The 15,888-nt window shown below is 66.5% G+C and carries 16 protein-coding genes and 1 riboswitch; of the genes, 9 read left to right on the plus strand and 7 right to left on the minus strand.

The annotated features are described in order from the left end of the window. The first annotated feature begins 89 nt into the window (after positions 1-89). Positions 90-1,544 (plus strand): NAD(P)/FAD-dependent oxidoreductase, encoded by a 1,455-nt coding sequence (locus ON43_RS39315; RefSeq protein ID WP_157514405.1) that lies wholly within the window; start codon positions 90-92, stop codon positions 1,542-1,544. A gap of 202 nt (positions 1,545-1,746) precedes the next feature. Beyond that, positions 1,747-2,694 carry a decaprenyl-phosphate phosphoribosyltransferase gene (locus tag ON43_RS39320; protein WP_040815866.1) on the plus strand — a complete coding sequence of 316 codons (948 nt, stop codon included), beginning with the start codon at positions 1,747-1,749 and terminating at the stop codon, positions 2,692-2,694. Positions 2,695-2,725: 31 nt separating this feature from the next. Here ON43_RS39320 and ON43_RS39325 read toward each other — a convergent pair whose 3' ends face one another. Beyond that, positions 2,726-3,604, minus strand: a complete 879-nt coding sequence (locus tag ON43_RS39325; protein WP_040815868.1) for an MBL fold metallo-hydrolase — start codon at positions 3,602-3,604, stop codon at positions 2,726-2,728. A 12-nt stretch (positions 3,605-3,616) separates the two neighbouring features. Then, positions 3,617-3,682, minus strand: a riboswitch (guanidine-III (ykkC-III) riboswitch). A gap of 81 nt (positions 3,683-3,763) precedes the next feature. Then, positions 3,764-4,663 carry an alpha/beta hydrolase gene (locus ON43_RS39330; RefSeq protein ID WP_051180028.1) on the minus strand — a complete coding sequence of 300 codons (900 nt, stop codon included), beginning with the start codon at positions 4,661-4,663 and terminating at the stop codon, positions 3,764-3,766. A 245-nt stretch (positions 4,664-4,908) separates the two neighbouring features. Between ON43_RS39330 and ON43_RS39335 the strand changes: the two genes are divergently transcribed. The 5 genes from ON43_RS39335 (at position 4,909) to ON43_RS39355 (ending at position 9,605) form a co-directional block, all read left to right on the plus strand. Next, entirely contained in the window at positions 4,909-5,649 is a 741-nt protein-coding gene (locus ON43_RS39335; protein WP_245569016.1) for a GbsR/MarR family transcriptional regulator, read from the plus strand. 70 nt (positions 5,650-5,719) lie between these two features. Continuing rightward, positions 5,720-6,196 (plus strand): hypothetical protein, encoded by a 477-nt coding sequence (locus ON43_RS39340; RefSeq protein ID WP_157514406.1) that lies wholly within the window; start codon positions 5,720-5,722, stop codon positions 6,194-6,196. A gap of 353 nt (positions 6,197-6,549) precedes the next feature. Then, complete coding sequence (locus ON43_RS39345; RefSeq protein ID WP_040815872.1) at positions 6,550-7,752, plus strand: cytochrome P450 family protein; 1,203 nt, start codon at positions 6,550-6,552, stop codon at positions 7,750-7,752. 12 nt (positions 7,753-7,764) lie between these two features. Beyond that, entirely contained in the window at positions 7,765-8,997 is a 1,233-nt protein-coding gene (locus ON43_RS39350) for a cytochrome P450 family protein (protein WP_040815873.1), read from the plus strand. 206 nt (positions 8,998-9,203) lie between these two features. Beyond that, positions 9,204-9,605, plus strand: a complete 402-nt coding sequence (locus ON43_RS39355) for a hypothetical protein (protein ID WP_040815874.1) — start codon at positions 9,204-9,206, stop codon at positions 9,603-9,605. A 95-nt stretch (positions 9,606-9,700) separates the two neighbouring features. Here the strand turns inward: ON43_RS39355 and ON43_RS39360 are convergent, their stop codons facing one another. After that, positions 9,701-10,225 carry a PadR family transcriptional regulator gene (locus ON43_RS39360; protein WP_040815875.1) on the minus strand — a complete coding sequence of 175 codons (525 nt, stop codon included), beginning with the start codon at positions 10,223-10,225 and terminating at the stop codon, positions 9,701-9,703. Positions 10,226-10,323: 98 nt separating this feature from the next. Between ON43_RS39360 and ON43_RS39365 the strand changes: the two genes are divergently transcribed. Together ON43_RS39365 and ON43_RS39370 are read left to right on the plus strand one after the other, a co-directional pair. Next, positions 10,324-10,878 (plus strand): hypothetical protein, encoded by a 555-nt coding sequence (locus ON43_RS39365; protein WP_051180030.1) that lies wholly within the window; start codon positions 10,324-10,326, stop codon positions 10,876-10,878. Positions 10,879-10,897: 19 nt separating this feature from the next. Next, positions 10,898-12,199 (plus strand): carotenoid oxygenase family protein, encoded by a 1,302-nt coding sequence (locus ON43_RS39370; RefSeq protein ID WP_040815877.1) that lies wholly within the window; start codon positions 10,898-10,900, stop codon positions 12,197-12,199. Between the two features lie 11 nt (positions 12,200-12,210). Here ON43_RS39370 and ON43_RS39375 read toward each other — a convergent pair whose 3' ends face one another. The 4 genes from ON43_RS39375 to ON43_RS39390 all read right to left on the minus strand — a co-directional run bounded on the left by ON43_RS39375 (position 12,211) and on the right by ON43_RS39390 (position 15,882). Next, a complete protein-coding gene (locus ON43_RS39375) occupies positions 12,211-13,584 on the minus strand; it encodes a S1 family peptidase (RefSeq protein WP_040815879.1) in 1,374 nt (457 codons plus the stop codon). 121 nt (positions 13,585-13,705) lie between these two features. After that, the gene (locus ON43_RS39380; protein WP_040815880.1) at positions 13,706-15,085 is read right to left on the minus strand and encodes an FAD-dependent oxidoreductase; all 1,380 of its coding nucleotides are present in this window, start codon (positions 15,083-15,085) and stop codon (positions 13,706-13,708) included. A gap of 34 nt (positions 15,086-15,119) precedes the next feature. Beyond that, the gene (locus tag ON43_RS39385; protein WP_051180032.1) at positions 15,120-15,536 is read right to left on the minus strand and encodes a LapA family protein; all 417 of its coding nucleotides are present in this window, start codon (positions 15,534-15,536) and stop codon (positions 15,120-15,122) included. Between the two features lie 55 nt (positions 15,537-15,591). Further along, complete coding sequence (locus ON43_RS39390; protein ID WP_083914222.1) at positions 15,592-15,882, minus strand: uracil-DNA glycosylase family protein; 291 nt, start codon at positions 15,880-15,882, stop codon at positions 15,592-15,594. Positions 15,883-15,888: the final 6 nt, after the last annotated feature.

Consider the following 15,888-nt stretch of genomic DNA (forward strand, 5'->3'; position numbering starts at 1 on the left):
CGGCTGCAGGACCGGTTGTCGAGAAACGTTTTTCGAGCCCGGGCGAAAGAGGTGGCGCGGATACTGGGTGGGAGCTTGGAGGAGGCGTCGTGGATCTTCGGGCACCCGTGTGCGTGGTGGGCGCTGGGCAGAGTGGGATTCTCGTGGCGGCGAAGTTGCGGGAGTTGGGGTTCGAGCGGGTCGATGTGTTCGAGGCGCGGCCGCAGATCGGGGGGTACTGCGAGACCGCGACGGTGGCGGGTGAGGTGTACGACTTCCAGGCGCACCTGGTGATTCAGCAGGACTTCGGGGAGGGGTTCGCGGGGACGGCGATTCATGGGTTGCTGGAGCGGCATCCGGTCGAGATGCAAACCGAGGCTTTGTATTTCGTGGGGCGATCGCGATCGGGGAAGCCCCGGATAGGGGTGCCGCCCCATTTCGTGCCGCTGTTCGCGGCCTTGACGCCGGAACAGGTGGCGGATCAGATCGCCGAGGCGTGGACGATCATCGAAGGGGCGGTGCGGGATCGGCGCGGGCCGGGAATGAACGGGCTGGCGTTCGACCGCCGGGCCGGGGAGACCTGGGAGACATATCGGGCTCGGCACGCACCGCTGGTGGGGGAGGTGCTGCAGGGTCTGACCCTGTACGCGAACATGCGGCGGCCGCGGCAGCCGGCCGAGAGCGTCATCAATATCAATGCGCATATCTCGGGGCATGTCTCGCAGTTGGCGAAAATGATGTTGTCGGCGTACCCGGGGCAGCGGGCGGACCTGCTGAAACGCCTGCCTGAATCACTTGTCGCGCAGATGAATTCGACTCGGCCGGTCACTCTCAGCTTCCGGCGGGGTTTCATCGATCTGCTCCGGCGTATCGTCGCGGACAATCGAATCGAGGTGACGGTCGACGCTCCGGTGACGCGGATCGAACCGCTCGGTGCGGAAGGTGTTCGCGTCAGTTATCGACGCGCCGGCGTGGAGTGCTCCGCACTGTATTCCCGGGTGGTGGTCACGACGCGGCCCGCACAGATTCGGGAGATGTTCCCCGGCGGGCAGATACGGGACCTTTTCGACGAACGGAACTGCCCGCGCACCTGGACCCGCAGCTACCTCATCCGAGTTCACAACGAGCTCATCGCGTTCCCTCGTGGCGTCGATGACCCCGAACCGCTGGGGTTTTGGGTGATCGACCCGTACGGGAGCTACACCGACACCGATCCCGAACAGGCCCTCCATCGGATTACCGCGGCCAACAAGCAGCACCCGGGTCCGTACTGGGTGTGCTTCAGCAATTCGGACAGATCGGTGTCCGACGCGCAGGCCTGGGCCCTGGCGAAGGAGAGCCTCTTCCTCTTCGAGGACCCGGAGCTGATCACGGAGACCATCGCCGAATGGCCCGCATATCCGAGCGCCGCGGCAATACGCGACGGCTGGCTCGACCGTGTGGAGGCCACACAGGGACACAACGGCATCTACTTCGCCGGGGAAATTCTGTCCGGACCGACTATCGAGTGCATCAGTTCCTTTGTGCAGGAAGTGATCCCGCGGTGGTTCGCCCCCGGAACCTGACAATCGGAGTGCGCCGCAGCAGGTTCCGGGCGTCAACGAACTGTTAGATCTTTCAAAAGATCGACCCCAGGACATATGGGTGGGTGTTTGGGAGTATGTCGGGGGCGGTGCCGTGGGTTGACGCGATCGCGGAGCCGTCGAAGCGCAGTGCTCGCCGCGCGGAAAGAGATTCTTCCGCGCCATAGGAAGCAATCAGGTTGATATGAGCGAAGAGCCGACCACCATCGAACTCGACGAGGCCGTCCTCAGCGGACCGCCCAAGACCCTGACCGGCGGGCTGGTCAAAGCCCTGCGGCCACGTCAGTGGGTGAAGAACGTGCTGGTGCTGGCCGCACCGCTGGCGGCGGGCACGATTCCGGGTACCGACACCTTTGCCATCTCCGATCTCACCCGGGATCTGCACATCGGTATCGCGTTCGTGGTGTTCTGCCTGGCGGCGTCGGGGATCTACCTGGTCAACGACTCGCTCGATGTGGAAGCCGACCGAGCGCATCCGACCAAACGCTTCCGCCCGATCGCCGCCGGGGTGGTTCCGGTGCGTCTGGCCTACGCGCTGTCGGTGGTGCTGCTGACCGCCTCGATCCTGATCTCGTTCGCGGCGACATGGCAACTGGCCGTGGTGATGGCTGTGTACGTCGGCATCCAATTGGCCTACTGCTTCGGTCTCAAGCATCAGGCGGTCCTCGACATCTGCATCGTGTCATCGGGTTTCCTGTTGCGCGCGGTTGCCGGTGGTGCGGCGGCGAATATTCATCTGTCCCAATGGTTCTTGCTGATCGCGGCGTTCGGTTCGCTGTTCATGGCCGCGGGCAAACGCTATGCCGAGTTGAAAATCGCGCTGGACACCGGCGCGAAGATTCGTCAGTCGTTGCAGTACTACACGCCGACCTATCTCCGTTTCGTCTGGACCTTGTCGGGCACCGCGGTCGTGGTCTTCTACGGGCTGTGGGCGTTCGAGCCCGACCACAAGGACAACCCGTGGTTCGCGATCTCGATGATTCCCTTCACAATCTGCATCCTGCGGTACGCGGTCGACGTCGATGGGGCCGCAGCCGGTGAACCCGAAGAGATCGTGCTCGGCGACCGCACGCTGCAGTCACTGGCCCTGGCGTGTGCCGCAACAATCGGCATAGCCGTCTACCTCACCTGAGCGCCCATCACGCGGCACCGGTTCGTGTTGTTCAAGCGATGGGGTACAGGACGAAGCGGGGGAAAGCGCGGCGCGTGGGTGAGTCGCCGATCTCGTTGATCGCCGCGCGGATTTCGCGGAGATCGGCGGTGGTCATTTCCAGTGGGGGCTCGTCGGGCTGGTAGGTGGTGCGGATCGGGTAGTCCACGCGCGGCTCGGTGGTCATCTCGATGTGGCAGCCGAGAATGTGAGTGACCGAACGGCGGTCGCAGAACTCGATCAGGCGGTCGATGCTGCGGGTGAAGGCCGCCCAGTTCTGGATGTAGAGCCGGCCGGGGTAGACCGTGTCGCCGGTGAGCAGGAACCCGGTCCATGGATCGTGGAACGTGACTGCCGCCTCATGGTGGCCCGGGGTGGCCAGGCACTCCAGCACGCGGCCGCCCAGGTCGATCCGAACCACGGCGTCGGGGTCCTCACGGAATCCGAAGTACTTCCAGGCCGTGGCCATGTCGGCGCCGACCACCGTGGTGTCGGGGCGGTCGGTGAACTGGCTGTCGCCGGCGATGTGGTCGCTATGCGGATGGGTGTGCAGCACCAGCAGGTGATACCCCTGCCGAGGATTTCGCGCGAGCCAGCTCTCGACGAGCTCGTCGACCACGCGGCGCAACGGGAAGAACTCGGCGGATGTGGTGGCGCCGGTGTCGATCAGCACCGCGCGAGTGTTTCCGAACAGCAAGAACAGAAATGGGGCCTCGTAATTGATCGCCATGTTCTGCCGGAGAATGACGGTGTGCTCGTCGTAGGCGTACACCTGGATGTCTTCGTCCGTGTTGTGCTTGGCTGACGGGGAGCCGTGGATCCACCGGACATCCAGTGCACGAGCCTGGGGAGTCGCTGCGGTGAAATCGATCAGCGATATGCCGGCGTTCATGAGGCCTCCTCGAGTGCGTCGTCTTTGCAGGCCGGGTACGGCGCATCTCGTCCGGGGTAGGCCGCTACAAGCCTCCGCGGGGAAGCTACCACGGCACAGGACAAGCGATCATCCCCAGACCCGACGACGACAGCCCCGACAATGCCCCGGGCCGTTGGTTCATACGAGGCGGTCGAGGATGGCTGCCAGCTCGTGTGCTTGCAGAACGACACTCACGTGTCCGGCCGCCAGATCGTGTACGTCGAAGGGGTTGTCGGGGGTGAGGTGGTCGGCGTCGTCGATCATTTTCGTCGCCAACGCCGGAGAGATCACGTTGTCTCGGGTGAGACGGATGTAGCTGTGCGGAATCCGGCCCCAGGTATCGGCGTCCACCAGGGCGTCGGCGAAGCTCGTCTGGGCTCCGTCCTCGGGCTGCATGCCGAAGTTGATCACCGTCAACGTCTGTTCCAGGCTGGCTTCGGGCATGTTGGTCCGCCGAAAGCCTTCCAGTGCCAGTAGATCTGGGGACCGGAGGTTGAATCGGATGAGGCCACGCGATACCTGCTCCATTCCTAGAAACAGCGAGTGCTCGGTGTCCGGGACCGGCACATCCTTCATGGCCTCGGGGGTCTGACTCAGCGCTATCGCGCTGGGTGCAGCCGGCGTTGATGGACAGAACGCGGAGAGATAGACAAGCCGGTGGATGGCTTCGGGGATGGCATTGCCGACCAGACCGATCGTGATCCCCCCGAGGCTGTGGCCCACCAGGATGACAGGACCGTACCGCAGAACCCGCTGTACTACCGCGATCACGTGGGTGACGTTGTCCTGCACCGTAATTGCGGACATCGGCGATGCCGACGCGGCGAACGCGGCAAGGTCCTGCGTCTGGTAGGTCAGCGGAATCGAGGCGTCGAGCCCGTGTCCGGGAAGATCGACAGCCAAACCGCGGTGACCGAGCAGAGCGAGTTCACGAATCACAGGAGCCCAGTAGAAGCTGTTGCTGTTCAGTCCGTGTACGAACACGAACGTCGGAGCGGTGGAAGCTGTTTCGTCATCGTGCTGAGCGGAGTCGATCATCGGGTTCCTTCCCGCCTGCAATATTCAGTCCGTGCCGAACGGTAGATCCCTTGCATCGAGGATCAACTCGCATATCTGGAGAAACGCTGATTTACGCAGCTAAAGTGCATATCGCGAATGCAATGACCGTGCCGTGAAACGCAAAGGCGATCAGTCGATTTGCAATGAGATGCCGTTGAACGCATGTTGACGCGGCACCGCGACGACGAAGGGGAAGCGCACCGATGCCGGGAGCCAGACTTACCTTGCAGGAACGGGAGTGCATAGCGGCAGGACTGGCCGAGGGATTGGGGTATACCGAGATCGCAGGTCAGCTCGCGCGGCCGGCCTCGACGGTCAGTCGCGAGGTGAGCCGCAACGGGGGCCCGAGCCGCTATCGTGCCGACCGAGCGCACCGGGCGACGGCAATGCGATCGCGTCGAGGCAAGATGGCCCTTCCGTTGCGGTCCACGTCGACAGTCGAGCCCGATACGGACGATGCCGTGAGTGCGTTCGCGGCTCAGTTCACCGATTTGTTCGTGTACGACGGCATGCCTCGAATGCAGGCGCGGGTGCTGACCTGCCTGCACCTCACCGACTCCGGCAGCCTCACCGCCGCCGAATTGGTGCGTCGCCTCGGAGTGAGCCCGGCATCGATCTCGACCGCTGTGCGCGCACTCGAACAGCGGGATCTCATTCGCCGGGAACGCGATTCGCCACGACGTGACCGGTACTACATCGACGATCGAACCTGGTACCGCACCACGCTCAACCTGGCTCGCGCGTCTGAGGCAAAGGTCGAGGCAGCCCGCCGCGGCGCCGAAATCCTCGGTGCGACGACCCCTGCGGGCACTCGTCTGATCGAGATCGGTCGATACCTCGACTATCTCGGTCGCGAGATGGTGCAAGCCGTTGAACGATGGCACGAATCAGGGCCCAACCCGACGCCGAACCTGCGGTCGATGAGTGCGGTTGCCCAAGGAATTCGGGGCGGAGCAGTTAACTGAAATTGGCATGTTTCAGTGCTTGCGGGCGGGTAGCGTGCGGCGGGATTTCGGGTATCGATTCAGGAGGAAGATGATCGCGCATACTCGACCCGGGCGGCGAATCGGCTGGGGCACGGCAGGGTTGGTGGTGGCTGCTGCCGTGGTCGTGGTCGGAGCGCCGACCGCGGGTGCGTCCGTCACGAATTTCCAGATGACGGCGCAGACCTACTACGTCGGAACTGCCTACGGGATGAGGGCATACACCGTGGAGCACGCCGGACAGCGGTATGTGGCCTTCTACGACAACGGTCAGTGCATCGGCGGCGCGAAGACCTGGACCGCCGGGGAAGTCGAGGTCTACACGCCGACAGCCGATATGACGTGGATCCCGACAACGGCCGGGCGGCATGTCCTCACGGCCGACGATGGGGAGAGTGCCAAGACCCTTACCGTCGACGTACTGCCGGCTGCGCCCGGGAGCACCCCGGCGACCGGATACAAATACCCCGGCTGCGGAGCGCTGGACCGCCTGATCTACACCGGCAGTTCAAGTTTCGGATCCAACTGAGCGCAGCCGACGTCACCGGCGGTCGCGTGCATGTGCGACGAGCCGCCGGTTGGCCGGGGTGTCGGTGTCCGTGGTTATGGTCGGCGCATGAACCAGCCCGCTTCGCGTAGCTTCGATCAGGTTTGGACTCGGTTTGTACAACATCTCGGGACGTATTCCTACGAGCCTGGGGAGTCGGGGAGGCGGTTCACACAGGCGGTGGGTGTGCTGTGGGGCTGCTAGGGTGCGAAGCGGTGACTCGATCGGGGTGACTCGGATCGGTCGGTGAAAGCTGTTCTTCGATAGGGAGTTTCGGTTTGGAGACCACGGGGTCATGGGGGCAGTTCTCGGGGGCGTCTACGGGGTGTCCGGTGATGGGCGCGAAGGCCGAAGAGGCTCGGATCCTGCTGGGGACACCGGAATTCGCCGCTGATCCGCATGGGGCGTATCGGGAGATGCGCAGGACGCACGGGGCGATGGTGCCGATCGAGTTGTCACCCGGAGTGCCCGCGACGCTGGTGGTGAACTATCGGACCGCGCTGCGGATTCTCAATGATCCCGAGCACTTTCCGGCGGATCCGCGGGTGTGGCAGGAGGGGATTCCGGAGGATTCGCCGATCCGGCCGATGATGCAGTGGTATCCGAACGCGCTGCGCAACGCGGGGGCCGAGCATTTGCGGTACCGGCAGGCGTACACCGCGGCCATCGACGGAATCGATTTGCATGCCGTGCATTCCACGGTGGAACAGCTCTCGGAGCCGCTGATCGCGGCGATCGCGGCCGAGGGTAAAGCGGATGTCGTGTCGCAGTACGCGTTGCCGCTGGTCTTCGAGGTGCTCAACCAATTGGTCGGCTGCTCCGCCGATATCGGCCAGCGGGTGGCCACCGGCATGGCCGCGCTGTTCGACACCGTCAACGCGGCCTGGGGCATGCAGACCCTCGGCGAGGCGCTGCTCGAGCTGATCGCCCTGCGCCGCGCCGAGCCCGGCGACGACGTCACCTCCCGAATGGCCCACCACCCAACGCAACTCAACGACGAGGAGATGCTGTACCAGCTGGTCAGCTTCTACGGCGCGGGCATCGAGCCCATGCAGAACCTCATCTCCAACACCCTGCTGCTGATGCTCACCGACGCTCGCTTCGGCGGAGATGTGCTGGGCGGCAGCCTATCCACCCGCGACGCGCTCGACGAGGTCCTCTTCAACGATCCGCCGATGGCCAACTTCGCGATCAGCTACCCGCGCCAGCCGATCCTCATCGACACCACCTGGCTGCCAGCGCATCAGCCGGTGCTGATCAGCCTGGCCGCCTGCAACAACGATCCCGAGATCGCGGGCGGCGACCGCACCGGCAACCGTTCGCATCTGGCCTGGAGCGCGGGCCCGCACGCCTGCCCGGCCCGCTCGGTCGCCTACCTGGTGGCGCAGACCGCCATCGACCAGTTGCTGGACGCGCTGCCGGACCTCGAGCTGGCCGTCCCGAAGCACGAAATCTCCTGGCGTCCAGGTCCGTTCCACCGCGCCATGGTGGCACTGCCGGTCGAATTCCCGTTGAGCCCCGCGCTGCGCGCGGTGTAGAAGGAGCACCACATGTCCAACAGCCCGATCGTGCTGGATGTCACCGGCACCGACATCCAAGCCGAATCCGCGCGGATTCGCGAGCGCGGTGCGGTCACCCTGGTCGAGCTGCCCGGCGGCGTCCCGGCCTGGTCGGTCACCGACCAGGCCGTGCTCAAGAGCCTGCTCGCCGACCCCCGCGTCTCCAAGGATCCGCGCCAGCACTGGACCGCGTTCATGAACGGCGAGATCACCGAGACCTGGCCGCTGCTGCCGTGGGTGATCGCGGAGAACATGTTCACCGCCTACGGCGCCGATCACCGCCGGCTGCGGAAGCTGGTGTCCCCGGCTTTCACCAACCGCCGCACCCTCGCCATGCGCGAGCGGATCGAGGCCATCGTCGCCGAACTGCTCGACGAGCTGGCCACGCTCCCGGCGGGCTCGCAGGTGGATCTGCGCTCGCTGTTCGCCTACCCGGTGCCGATCAGCGTGATCTCCAGCCTGATGGGGGTACCCGAGCACCTCGACGCCGCCATCCACAAGTGCGTCGACGGCTTCTTCGACGGCTCGCTGACCGCCGAGGAGTCGATGGCCAACTACCTCGAAATGGCCGAGCGCATCGGCGAACTCGTCGCCTACCGCCGCGACAACCCGGGTGACGACATCACCTCCGCCATGATCGCGGCCCGCGACGACGAGGACGGCTCGCAGCTGAGCGAGGCCGAGCTCGTGGCCACCCTGATGCTCGTCATCAACGCTGGGCACGAGACGACCGTCAACCTGCTGGGCCAGGCCGTGGTCGCCCTGCTGACCCACCCGGACCAGCTGGCCGACGTGCTCGCCGAACGGGCGTCCTGGAGCGATGTCATCGAGGAGACCCTGCGTTACCAGGCGCCGGTCGCGCACCTGCCGCTGCGCTACGCGGTGGAGGACATCGAGGTCGACGGGTTCACCATCCCCAAGGGCGAGGCCATCCTGGCCTCCTACGCGGGCGCGAGCCGCGACCCGAAGATCCACGGCGACACCACCGACGCCTTCGACATCCACCGCGCCACCAAGGACCAGCACCTGGCCTTCGGCCACGGCGCGCACCACTGCCTGGGCGCGCCACTGGCCCGGATGGAGGCGGCCATCGCACTGCCCGCCCTGTTCGAGCGTTTCCCGAACCTGCGGCTGGCCACGGACGCAAGTGAATTGACTCCGCTGGGCAGCTTCATCTCCAACGGCCACACCAGCCTGCCGGTACTCCTCGACGCGGCCGAGTAGCCGTGTATTCGCGGGCCGGTGCGTGACCGGCCCGCGTAACTCGTTCGGCCTGCTTTACTTCGGGCCCCGCGCGGTCGAGGATGGTGCTTGCGGTCTCCACAGCATTGTCTTCAGAGTGCACAGTGCGTCTTCAGAGTGCAGAGTGCCGCGAGTGTTTCCCAGTGTGTTCAGCGATCCGCCAAACGCCACACAGGAGGAACGAACCCATGCTCAGTCGATCACACCGCCGCTCCGCGACCATCGCCACCGCATTCGCGGCCTTGAGTGCCGCGGGATTGCTCGCCGCCGCAACCGCCTTCGCCGCCAATTCGATCGACGTCTCCGGCGCCGGACCGTCCATGGTCGGCGTCGAATACACCTGCGAGGCCTCCGCGGGCGTCGCCGCCATCAAGGCCATGCTCGGCGACCCCAATGCCGAGGCCCCCGCCGCCACCGGCACCCAGACCTCCATCACCTGCGACGGCTCCCAGCACACCGCCTCCGTCCCACTCACCCCCGCCACAGGCCAGATGCCCTCCTCGGGCTCACCCGTTCAGGTCCGCGCCGCCCTGGTCGACCAGTCCGACACCGTCGTCACCGGCACCGCCAAGCTCCTCACCGCCGGCTGACCTCTGATCGCCGAGCGGCACATCCTGGAGGGCAATTGTCCGAAAGCTCCCTAATCTGCCCTCCAGGATGTGCCACTCGATGAAGCGTGGGTGGGTCAGGGGGTGGCGGGGGGTAGCTGGTCCAGGGCCCAGCGGGCCCAATCGCGGTTCATCGCGGTGGCGCGTTTGCCGTATTCCAGTGCGATGTGGCCGTTTCGGGACAGGTCGCTGTCATCCCAGTCGATGGACCGTTCGAGGTCGAGCAGATCGGCGTGGGCCTGGGCGGCGTCCTCGGCGATCTCGGTGAGGTAGGCGCGGGCGTGGGCGGGGGGAGTGACGCCGAGGAAGAAGACTCGCAGCAGAGTTTCATTGCGCACCGCGCGTTTCGGGCGTGTCGTGGTGAGCCAGGTGCGTAGGTCGTCGAGGCCGGTGTCGGTGAGCGTGTACTCCTTGCGGCCGCGCGGGCCCTCATCGCTGACCTCGATGAGCCGGGCCTCGGCGAGCTTGGTGAGCTCGGTGTAGATCTGGCTCTGCGTCGCGGGCCAGATGTTGGCCAGCGAATGCTTGAAGGTCCGCAGCAGGTCATAGCCGCTGGCGGGGCCTTCGGACAGCAATCCGAGCAGGGCGTACCGGAGACTCATGCCGATCACTCTACATTCCAGTATTGACATGTCGTGAATGGAGCCTCAGGATTGGACATGTCAGAACTGGAATGTCGTGTTGCCGAGGAGTTCTCGAAGTGTCGTATCTCCGCACCTTCGCCCCCTGGATCGTCTATGCGGTGATCCCGTCGCAGTACTGGCAGTGGTCGGCGCTCATCGCGGTCGCCATCTCGGTGGCCGGGATCGCGCAGCAGCGCCGCGCCGGGCGCGGTTGGGATTCGCTGATCATCGATCTCGGGTCCGCGGTGTTCTTCGCGGCGGTCACGGTGCTCGCGTTCGCCGATCCGGACACCGCGCTGCATGCCTACATGCCCGCGATCTCCTCCGGCGTGCTGGCGCTCATCGCGGGGATCTCGCTGCTGATCCGCGTCCCGTTCACCCTTCCGATCGCCAAACAGACCACGCCGCAGGAGTTCTGGGACCAGCCGCTGTTCATCCGGACGGCGTATGTGCTCACCTCCGTGTGGACGGCTGCCTTCGTGATCGGCTGCGTCGCGCTCACCGCGCTGGCGCACGGGTCCTCGGGGCTGCGGACGACGGTGCAGGTGCTGGCCTTCGTCATTCCCGTCGTCTTCACGATCCGCTATGTCGCCCACATCGAGGGCAAGGCGCGCGCCGCGCTGGCGGACTGACCGAGAAAAGGTATCGATCATGGCCATCCCGTATCTCACCGGCAACTACGCACCGGTCACCGAAGAGGTCACCGCCTACGAACTCCCTTGCACCGGAACGATTCCCGAGGAACTCACCGGCTGGTACCTGCGCAACGGGCCCAATCCGCACGAGGCCGCGGCCAAGCACTGGTTCGCCGGGGACGGCATGGTGCACGGCGTGCGGATCGAGGGCGGTCGCGCGGTGTCGTACCGCAATCGCTGGGTCCGCACCACGACCTTCACCGACGGGGCGCTGATGTTCGACGCCCAGGGCAATCGGGATCTCGCCGCGGGCGTGGCGAATACGCACGTCATCCGGCACGCCGGGCGCACCCTCGCGCTGGTGGAATCCTCGTTCCCGTACGAATTGACCTGCGAGCTGGACACTCTCGGCCCGCACGACTTCGACGGCAAGCTGAAGACCGCGATGACGGCGCATCCCAAGACCTGCCCGACCACCGGTGAACTGCACTTCTTCGGCTACGACTTCCTCGAGCCGTACCTGACCTACCACCGGGCCGACGCCGCGGGCAATCTCGAGATCAGCCGCCCGATCGACGTCCCGGCCCCGACCATGCACCACGACTTCCTGCTCAGCGCGGAGCACGTCGTATTCATGGATCTCCCGGTGCTTTTCGACCTCCAGACCGCCATGTCGGGCGACAATCTGCCCTTCCGCTGGAGCGACGACTACCAGGCCCGGCTCGGCGTGCTGCGCCGCGACGACCCGCACGGCGAGGTGCGCTGGTTCGCCATCGATCCCTGCTACGTCTTCCACACCCTCAACGCCCACGACGAGCCCGGCCGAATCGTCCTGCACGTCATGCGGCATCCGAGCATGTGGCGCACCGACTCGAACGATTTCGACGACAACGCGACCCTGTGGCGCTGGACCATCGACCTGACCACCGGCACCGTCCGCGAGGAACAGCTCGACGACCGCGCCGCCGAATTCCCCCGCCACGACGACCGGCTCGCCGGGCTCGACACCCGCTTCGGCCACGCCACCGCCACCCGCGGCGGCCGCGGCGCGGTGCTGCGCTACGACCTGCACAACGGCACCACCACCGCACACGAATTCGCCCCCGGCCGCATCCCGGACGAGGCGGCCTTCGCCCCGGCCGACGAAACCCCCGGCGGCGACGGCTATCTCATGACCTACGTCTACGACTCCGCCGAGGACCGCAGCGACCTCGTCATCCTCGACGCCACCGATGTAGCCGCCCCGCCGCTCGCCACCATCCACCTACCCCGCCGCGTCCCCTACGGCTTCCACGGCAACTGGCTGCCCGACGCCTGAGCGGCCGAACGCTAGTTCTTGCGGAGGGCCAAGCCGGGGTTGGCCGCAAGGACGGCGTCGATCGGCTGGGCGGTGAGGATGTCGGTGTCGGCGCACTGGTGGTTTTGGCTGGTGCCGCCGCTGACCAGGCCGAGGGCCTTGGTGCCGCTGAGGACGGAGCCGCCGCTGTCGCCCTGGACGCTGCAGGTGGAGACGGAGAAGAAGCCCTCGACCTTCACCTTGCGGGTCGTGCCGGGCAGGCCGCCCTCGTTGAAGGTCTGGCCGACCATATCGACTGTGCCGCAGGTGTATCCGGTGATCGCGCCGGACTTGCAGGCGGGCATTCCGGAGACGGGTGAGGCGACGCCGTCGATGGCGATCGTGTCGGCGGCGGCCTGCGATACCAGCGCGGCGCTGCCGACCGAACCGCCGCCGGGCGGTGTCGCGGGGGAGGGCCCGGCCGGGCCGCCGACGACCAGGTTGTTGCGGAATCGGGCCACCTGATCGTCGTTGATCTGCAGGATCGAGTAGTCGTGCGGGCCGAACTCCGAGGTTCCGAAATGGCCCAGCTCGTCCCCGAGGCTGTCGTCCGCGTAGTCGTAGATCTTGTGCGGCTCAGCCGTTTTCGCCGACGGATCGACCAGATTGTTGGGATCGCAGTGCCCGGCGGTGATGGCGACATCATGCCCGGCCGCATCGGTGGCATTGAATCCCAGCGAGCACTTGCCGTATCGGGTGGCGTCGAAGGCGATCCGGAACGGCTGCCCGCCCTTGTACGGCTCGCCCGGCGCGGCGATGGTCACCGGAATCTCCGGATCATCGAGACCCGGGCCCGGCTGCGGCTCATCCACCACCACCAGTTCGACCGCGCCCAAACCGGACGGCACCTGCGCGGTGGTGCCGGAGGTGTAGACCACGACCGTATTGCGCCCGACGTCCACCGCATCACCGATGAACACATTGGCGGTCTCGCGCGGCTGCGTGGCGATCCACTTGCGGACCGCCTCCCGTTGCTGCTGCAGGGTCGCGGCGCTGGAGGCGACCCGCACCACCTCGAACCCGGCCTGCCGCACCGCCTTCGCGGCCACGTCGAAGCCCGTCCCGTCGCTCAGCGACACCAGCGCCCGCGGCCCGTCCATCCGAACGCCGGCGAACACCATCGGATACGCGGCGCGGGCGAGCTTCTCGAATTCGGCCAGCCGCTGCGCGGTCGCGGCCCGATTCATGTACTCCGACAGTTCGATGTGGAGATCGCGCCGGACGGCTGTCTCCAGATCCGCGGGAGCCGGGTCCGCCGGGGCCGGATCCTCGCCCGTGCCTTCGGGCGTCGCCCCCGATATCGGCATCATGGCGGTGAACATCGCCGCGCAGCATGCGAGCACCGGAACGACCTTGGTCCGACCCATTCGTCTCTCCCAGCGTGAGATATTCCGCGGACACCGATTCCGAACAGGCGTTATGCCGATCCGGAATCGTATGCCACATCTACCTCGAAGGGGACGAAACAGACTTCGGCATGTCGCGGGGTCAGCTCCGCTCGGCCGCTCGGACCGCTCCCACCGCCTTGCGGGCCGCCACCTGAATCGGATCCCACACCGGGGAGAACGGTGGGGCGTAACCGAGATCCAGGGCGACGATCTGCTCCACGGTGAGTCCGGCGGTCAACGCGACCGCGGCGATGTCGATGCGTTTGCCCGCGCCCTCGCGGCCCACGATCTGCGCGCCGAGCAGACGGCCGGTGCGGCGTTCGGCGATCATCTTCACCGACATGGGTGCGGTACCCGGGAAATAGCCGGAGCGGCTGGTGGATTCGATGATGACGGTCACGAATTGCAGGCCGCAGGCGCGGGCGTCGCGTTCGAGCAGACCGGTGCGGGCCACCTCGAGATCGCACACCTTGCTGACCGCGGTGCCGACCACACCGGGGAAGGTGGCGTAGCCGCCGCCGACACCGGAACCGATGACCTGGCCGTGTTTGTTGGCGTGGGTGCCGAGCGGAATATGCCGCTCCGAGCGCGAGATCAGGTCGAGAACCTCCACGCAGTCGCCGCCCGCCCAGATATTGTCGTGCCCGCGCACCCGCATCGCCAGATCGGTGAGCAGCCCGCCGGATTCGCCCAGCGGCAGCCCGGCGGCACGGGCGAGATCGGTATTCGGCCGCACGCCGATGCCCAATACCACCACATCCGCCGGATATTCGGCGTCGGCGGTGACGACGGCGGTGGCGCGGCCCTGCGCGTCGGTGCGGATCTCGGTCACCTCGGCACTGCAATGGACCTGAATTCCCATACCCTGCATGGCTTTCCGGATCAGCACACCCATATCCGGATCCAGGGTGGCCATGGGTTCGGTGCCCCGGCTGACCATCGTCACCTGGAAATCGCGGTGGATCAGTGCCTCGGCCATCTCCACGCCGATGTATCCCGCGCCCACCACGACCGCGCGCCTGCCCTCGATCGCCTCGAGGGTGTCGATCAACGCCTGGCCGTCGTCGAGGGTCTGTACCCCGTGTACCCCGGCCGCGTCGATGCCCGGCAGTGGGGGCCGGATCGGCGTCGCCCCGGTCGCGATCACGAGTTTGTCGTAGCCGAGCCAGCTTTCGTCCCCGGTCTCCAGATCGTGCGCCCGAACCCGCTGCCCGCTCACGTCGATCTCGAGCACCTCGGTGCGCAACCGCAGATCGATATCGCGGGCCCGATGTTCGGCGGGCGTCCGGGCGATCAGCGCATCCCGCTCGTCGACCTCCCCGCCGACCCAATACGGAATCCCGCAGGCCGAATACGAGGTGAAATGCCCCCGCTCGAACACCACGATCTCCAACTCCGCCGCACTGCGCAACCGCCGCGCCTGCGACGCCGCCGCCATCCCCGCCGCGTCTCCGCCGATGACCACCACGCGTTCTGCCATACCGACACGTTAAACGCGGACCGCGACGCTGCCGCTACCGGCGGACGGTGTCGCCCGCGCGACTGCGGGCCAATCGGCTGAAGGACTGCCGCAACTGGATGATCCGCACGCCCCCGGCCACCGCCATCACCAGGGCCCCGAGCACCGCGGCGACCAGAATCGCCACCCCGATCGGCAGTGTGAAATGCCAGCCCAGAAACCCGAGCCGGACACCGGTGGTGTTCTGCACCACGAAGATCAGCAACACCACCAGGAAGACCGCGCCCGCACTGAGCCCCACCCAGACCGCACCCGCCCGGGTGCGCTCGACACCGGTGGCGGGCGCTGACGGTGCGACCGGCGCGGGCGGCGTGGCCGCGGGCGGGGGTGGCACGGGTGGCGGCTCCGGCGTCGGCTCGTCGGGAACGCGCCCGGTCCCCAGATACGGTTCGCTCTCACCCGCAGGATTCATGACAACCTCCTCACCGCCCCCGCAATACCCGCTCAACCTCCGGTTATGCGCCCGATCAGCGAAGGCCCGAGCGGGCGGTCTTCAGATCCGCGAGCAGCGCGGAGTACGCCTCGGCGCGGTCGGGGGCCCGCGGCACCGCCGACGGATGCGCGGTCGCGATCACCCGGCACTCGGGCAGCGAAACGAACTGGCCACGTTGTGTCGTGACGCGAAACGACTGTCCGAGTGGGGCTTTGGCCGCGACGCTACCCAGACACACCACCAGCCGAGGCCGCACGATGCGCATCTCGGCATCGAACCAGGCTGCGCACGCGACGATTTCGGTACGGCCGGGTTGCTGGTGGATGCGGCG

The organism is Nocardia concava NBRC 100430, assembly GCF_000308815.1.
Taxonomy (GTDB): Bacteria; Actinomycetota; Actinomycetes; order Mycobacteriales; family Mycobacteriaceae; genus Nocardia; species Nocardia concava.

Bases quoted from the DNA above. Each gene is read 5' to 3' on its own strand.
- ON43_RS39320 (WP_040815866.1), top strand. From the start codon at position 1,747: ATGAGCGAAGAGCCGACCACCATCGAACTCGACGAGGCCGTCCTCAGC.
- ON43_RS39325 (WP_040815868.1), bottom strand. From the start codon at position 3,604: ATGAACGCCGGCATATCGCTGATCGATTTCACCGCAGCGACTCCCCAG.
- ON43_RS39330 (WP_051180028.1), bottom strand. From the start codon at position 4,663: ATGATCGACTCCGCTCAGCACGATGACGAAACAGCTTCCACCGCTCCG.
- ON43_RS39340 (WP_157514406.1), top strand. From the start codon at position 5,720: ATGATCGCGCATACTCGACCCGGGCGGCGAATCGGCTGGGGCACGGCA.
- ON43_RS39345 (WP_040815872.1), top strand. From the start codon at position 6,550: ATGGGCGCGAAGGCCGAAGAGGCTCGGATCCTGCTGGGGACACCGGAA.
- ON43_RS39350 (WP_040815873.1), top strand. From the start codon at position 7,765: ATGTCCAACAGCCCGATCGTGCTGGATGTCACCGGCACCGACATCCAA.
- ON43_RS39355 (WP_040815874.1), top strand. From the start codon at position 9,204: ATGCTCAGTCGATCACACCGCCGCTCCGCGACCATCGCCACCGCATTC.
- ON43_RS39360 (WP_040815875.1), bottom strand. From the start codon at position 10,225: ATGAGTCTCCGGTACGCCCTGCTCGGATTGCTGTCCGAAGGCCCCGCC.
- ON43_RS39370 (WP_040815877.1), top strand. From the start codon at position 10,898: ATGGCCATCCCGTATCTCACCGGCAACTACGCACCGGTCACCGAAGAG.
- ON43_RS39375 (WP_040815879.1), bottom strand. From the start codon at position 13,584: ATGGGTCGGACCAAGGTCGTTCCGGTGCTCGCATGCTGCGCGGCGATG.
- ON43_RS39380 (WP_040815880.1), bottom strand. From the start codon at position 15,085: ATGGCAGAACGCGTGGTGGTCATCGGCGGAGACGCGGCGGGGATGGCG.
- ON43_RS39385 (WP_051180032.1), bottom strand. From the start codon at position 15,536: ATGAATCCTGCGGGTGAGAGCGAACCGTATCTGGGGACCGGGCGCGTT.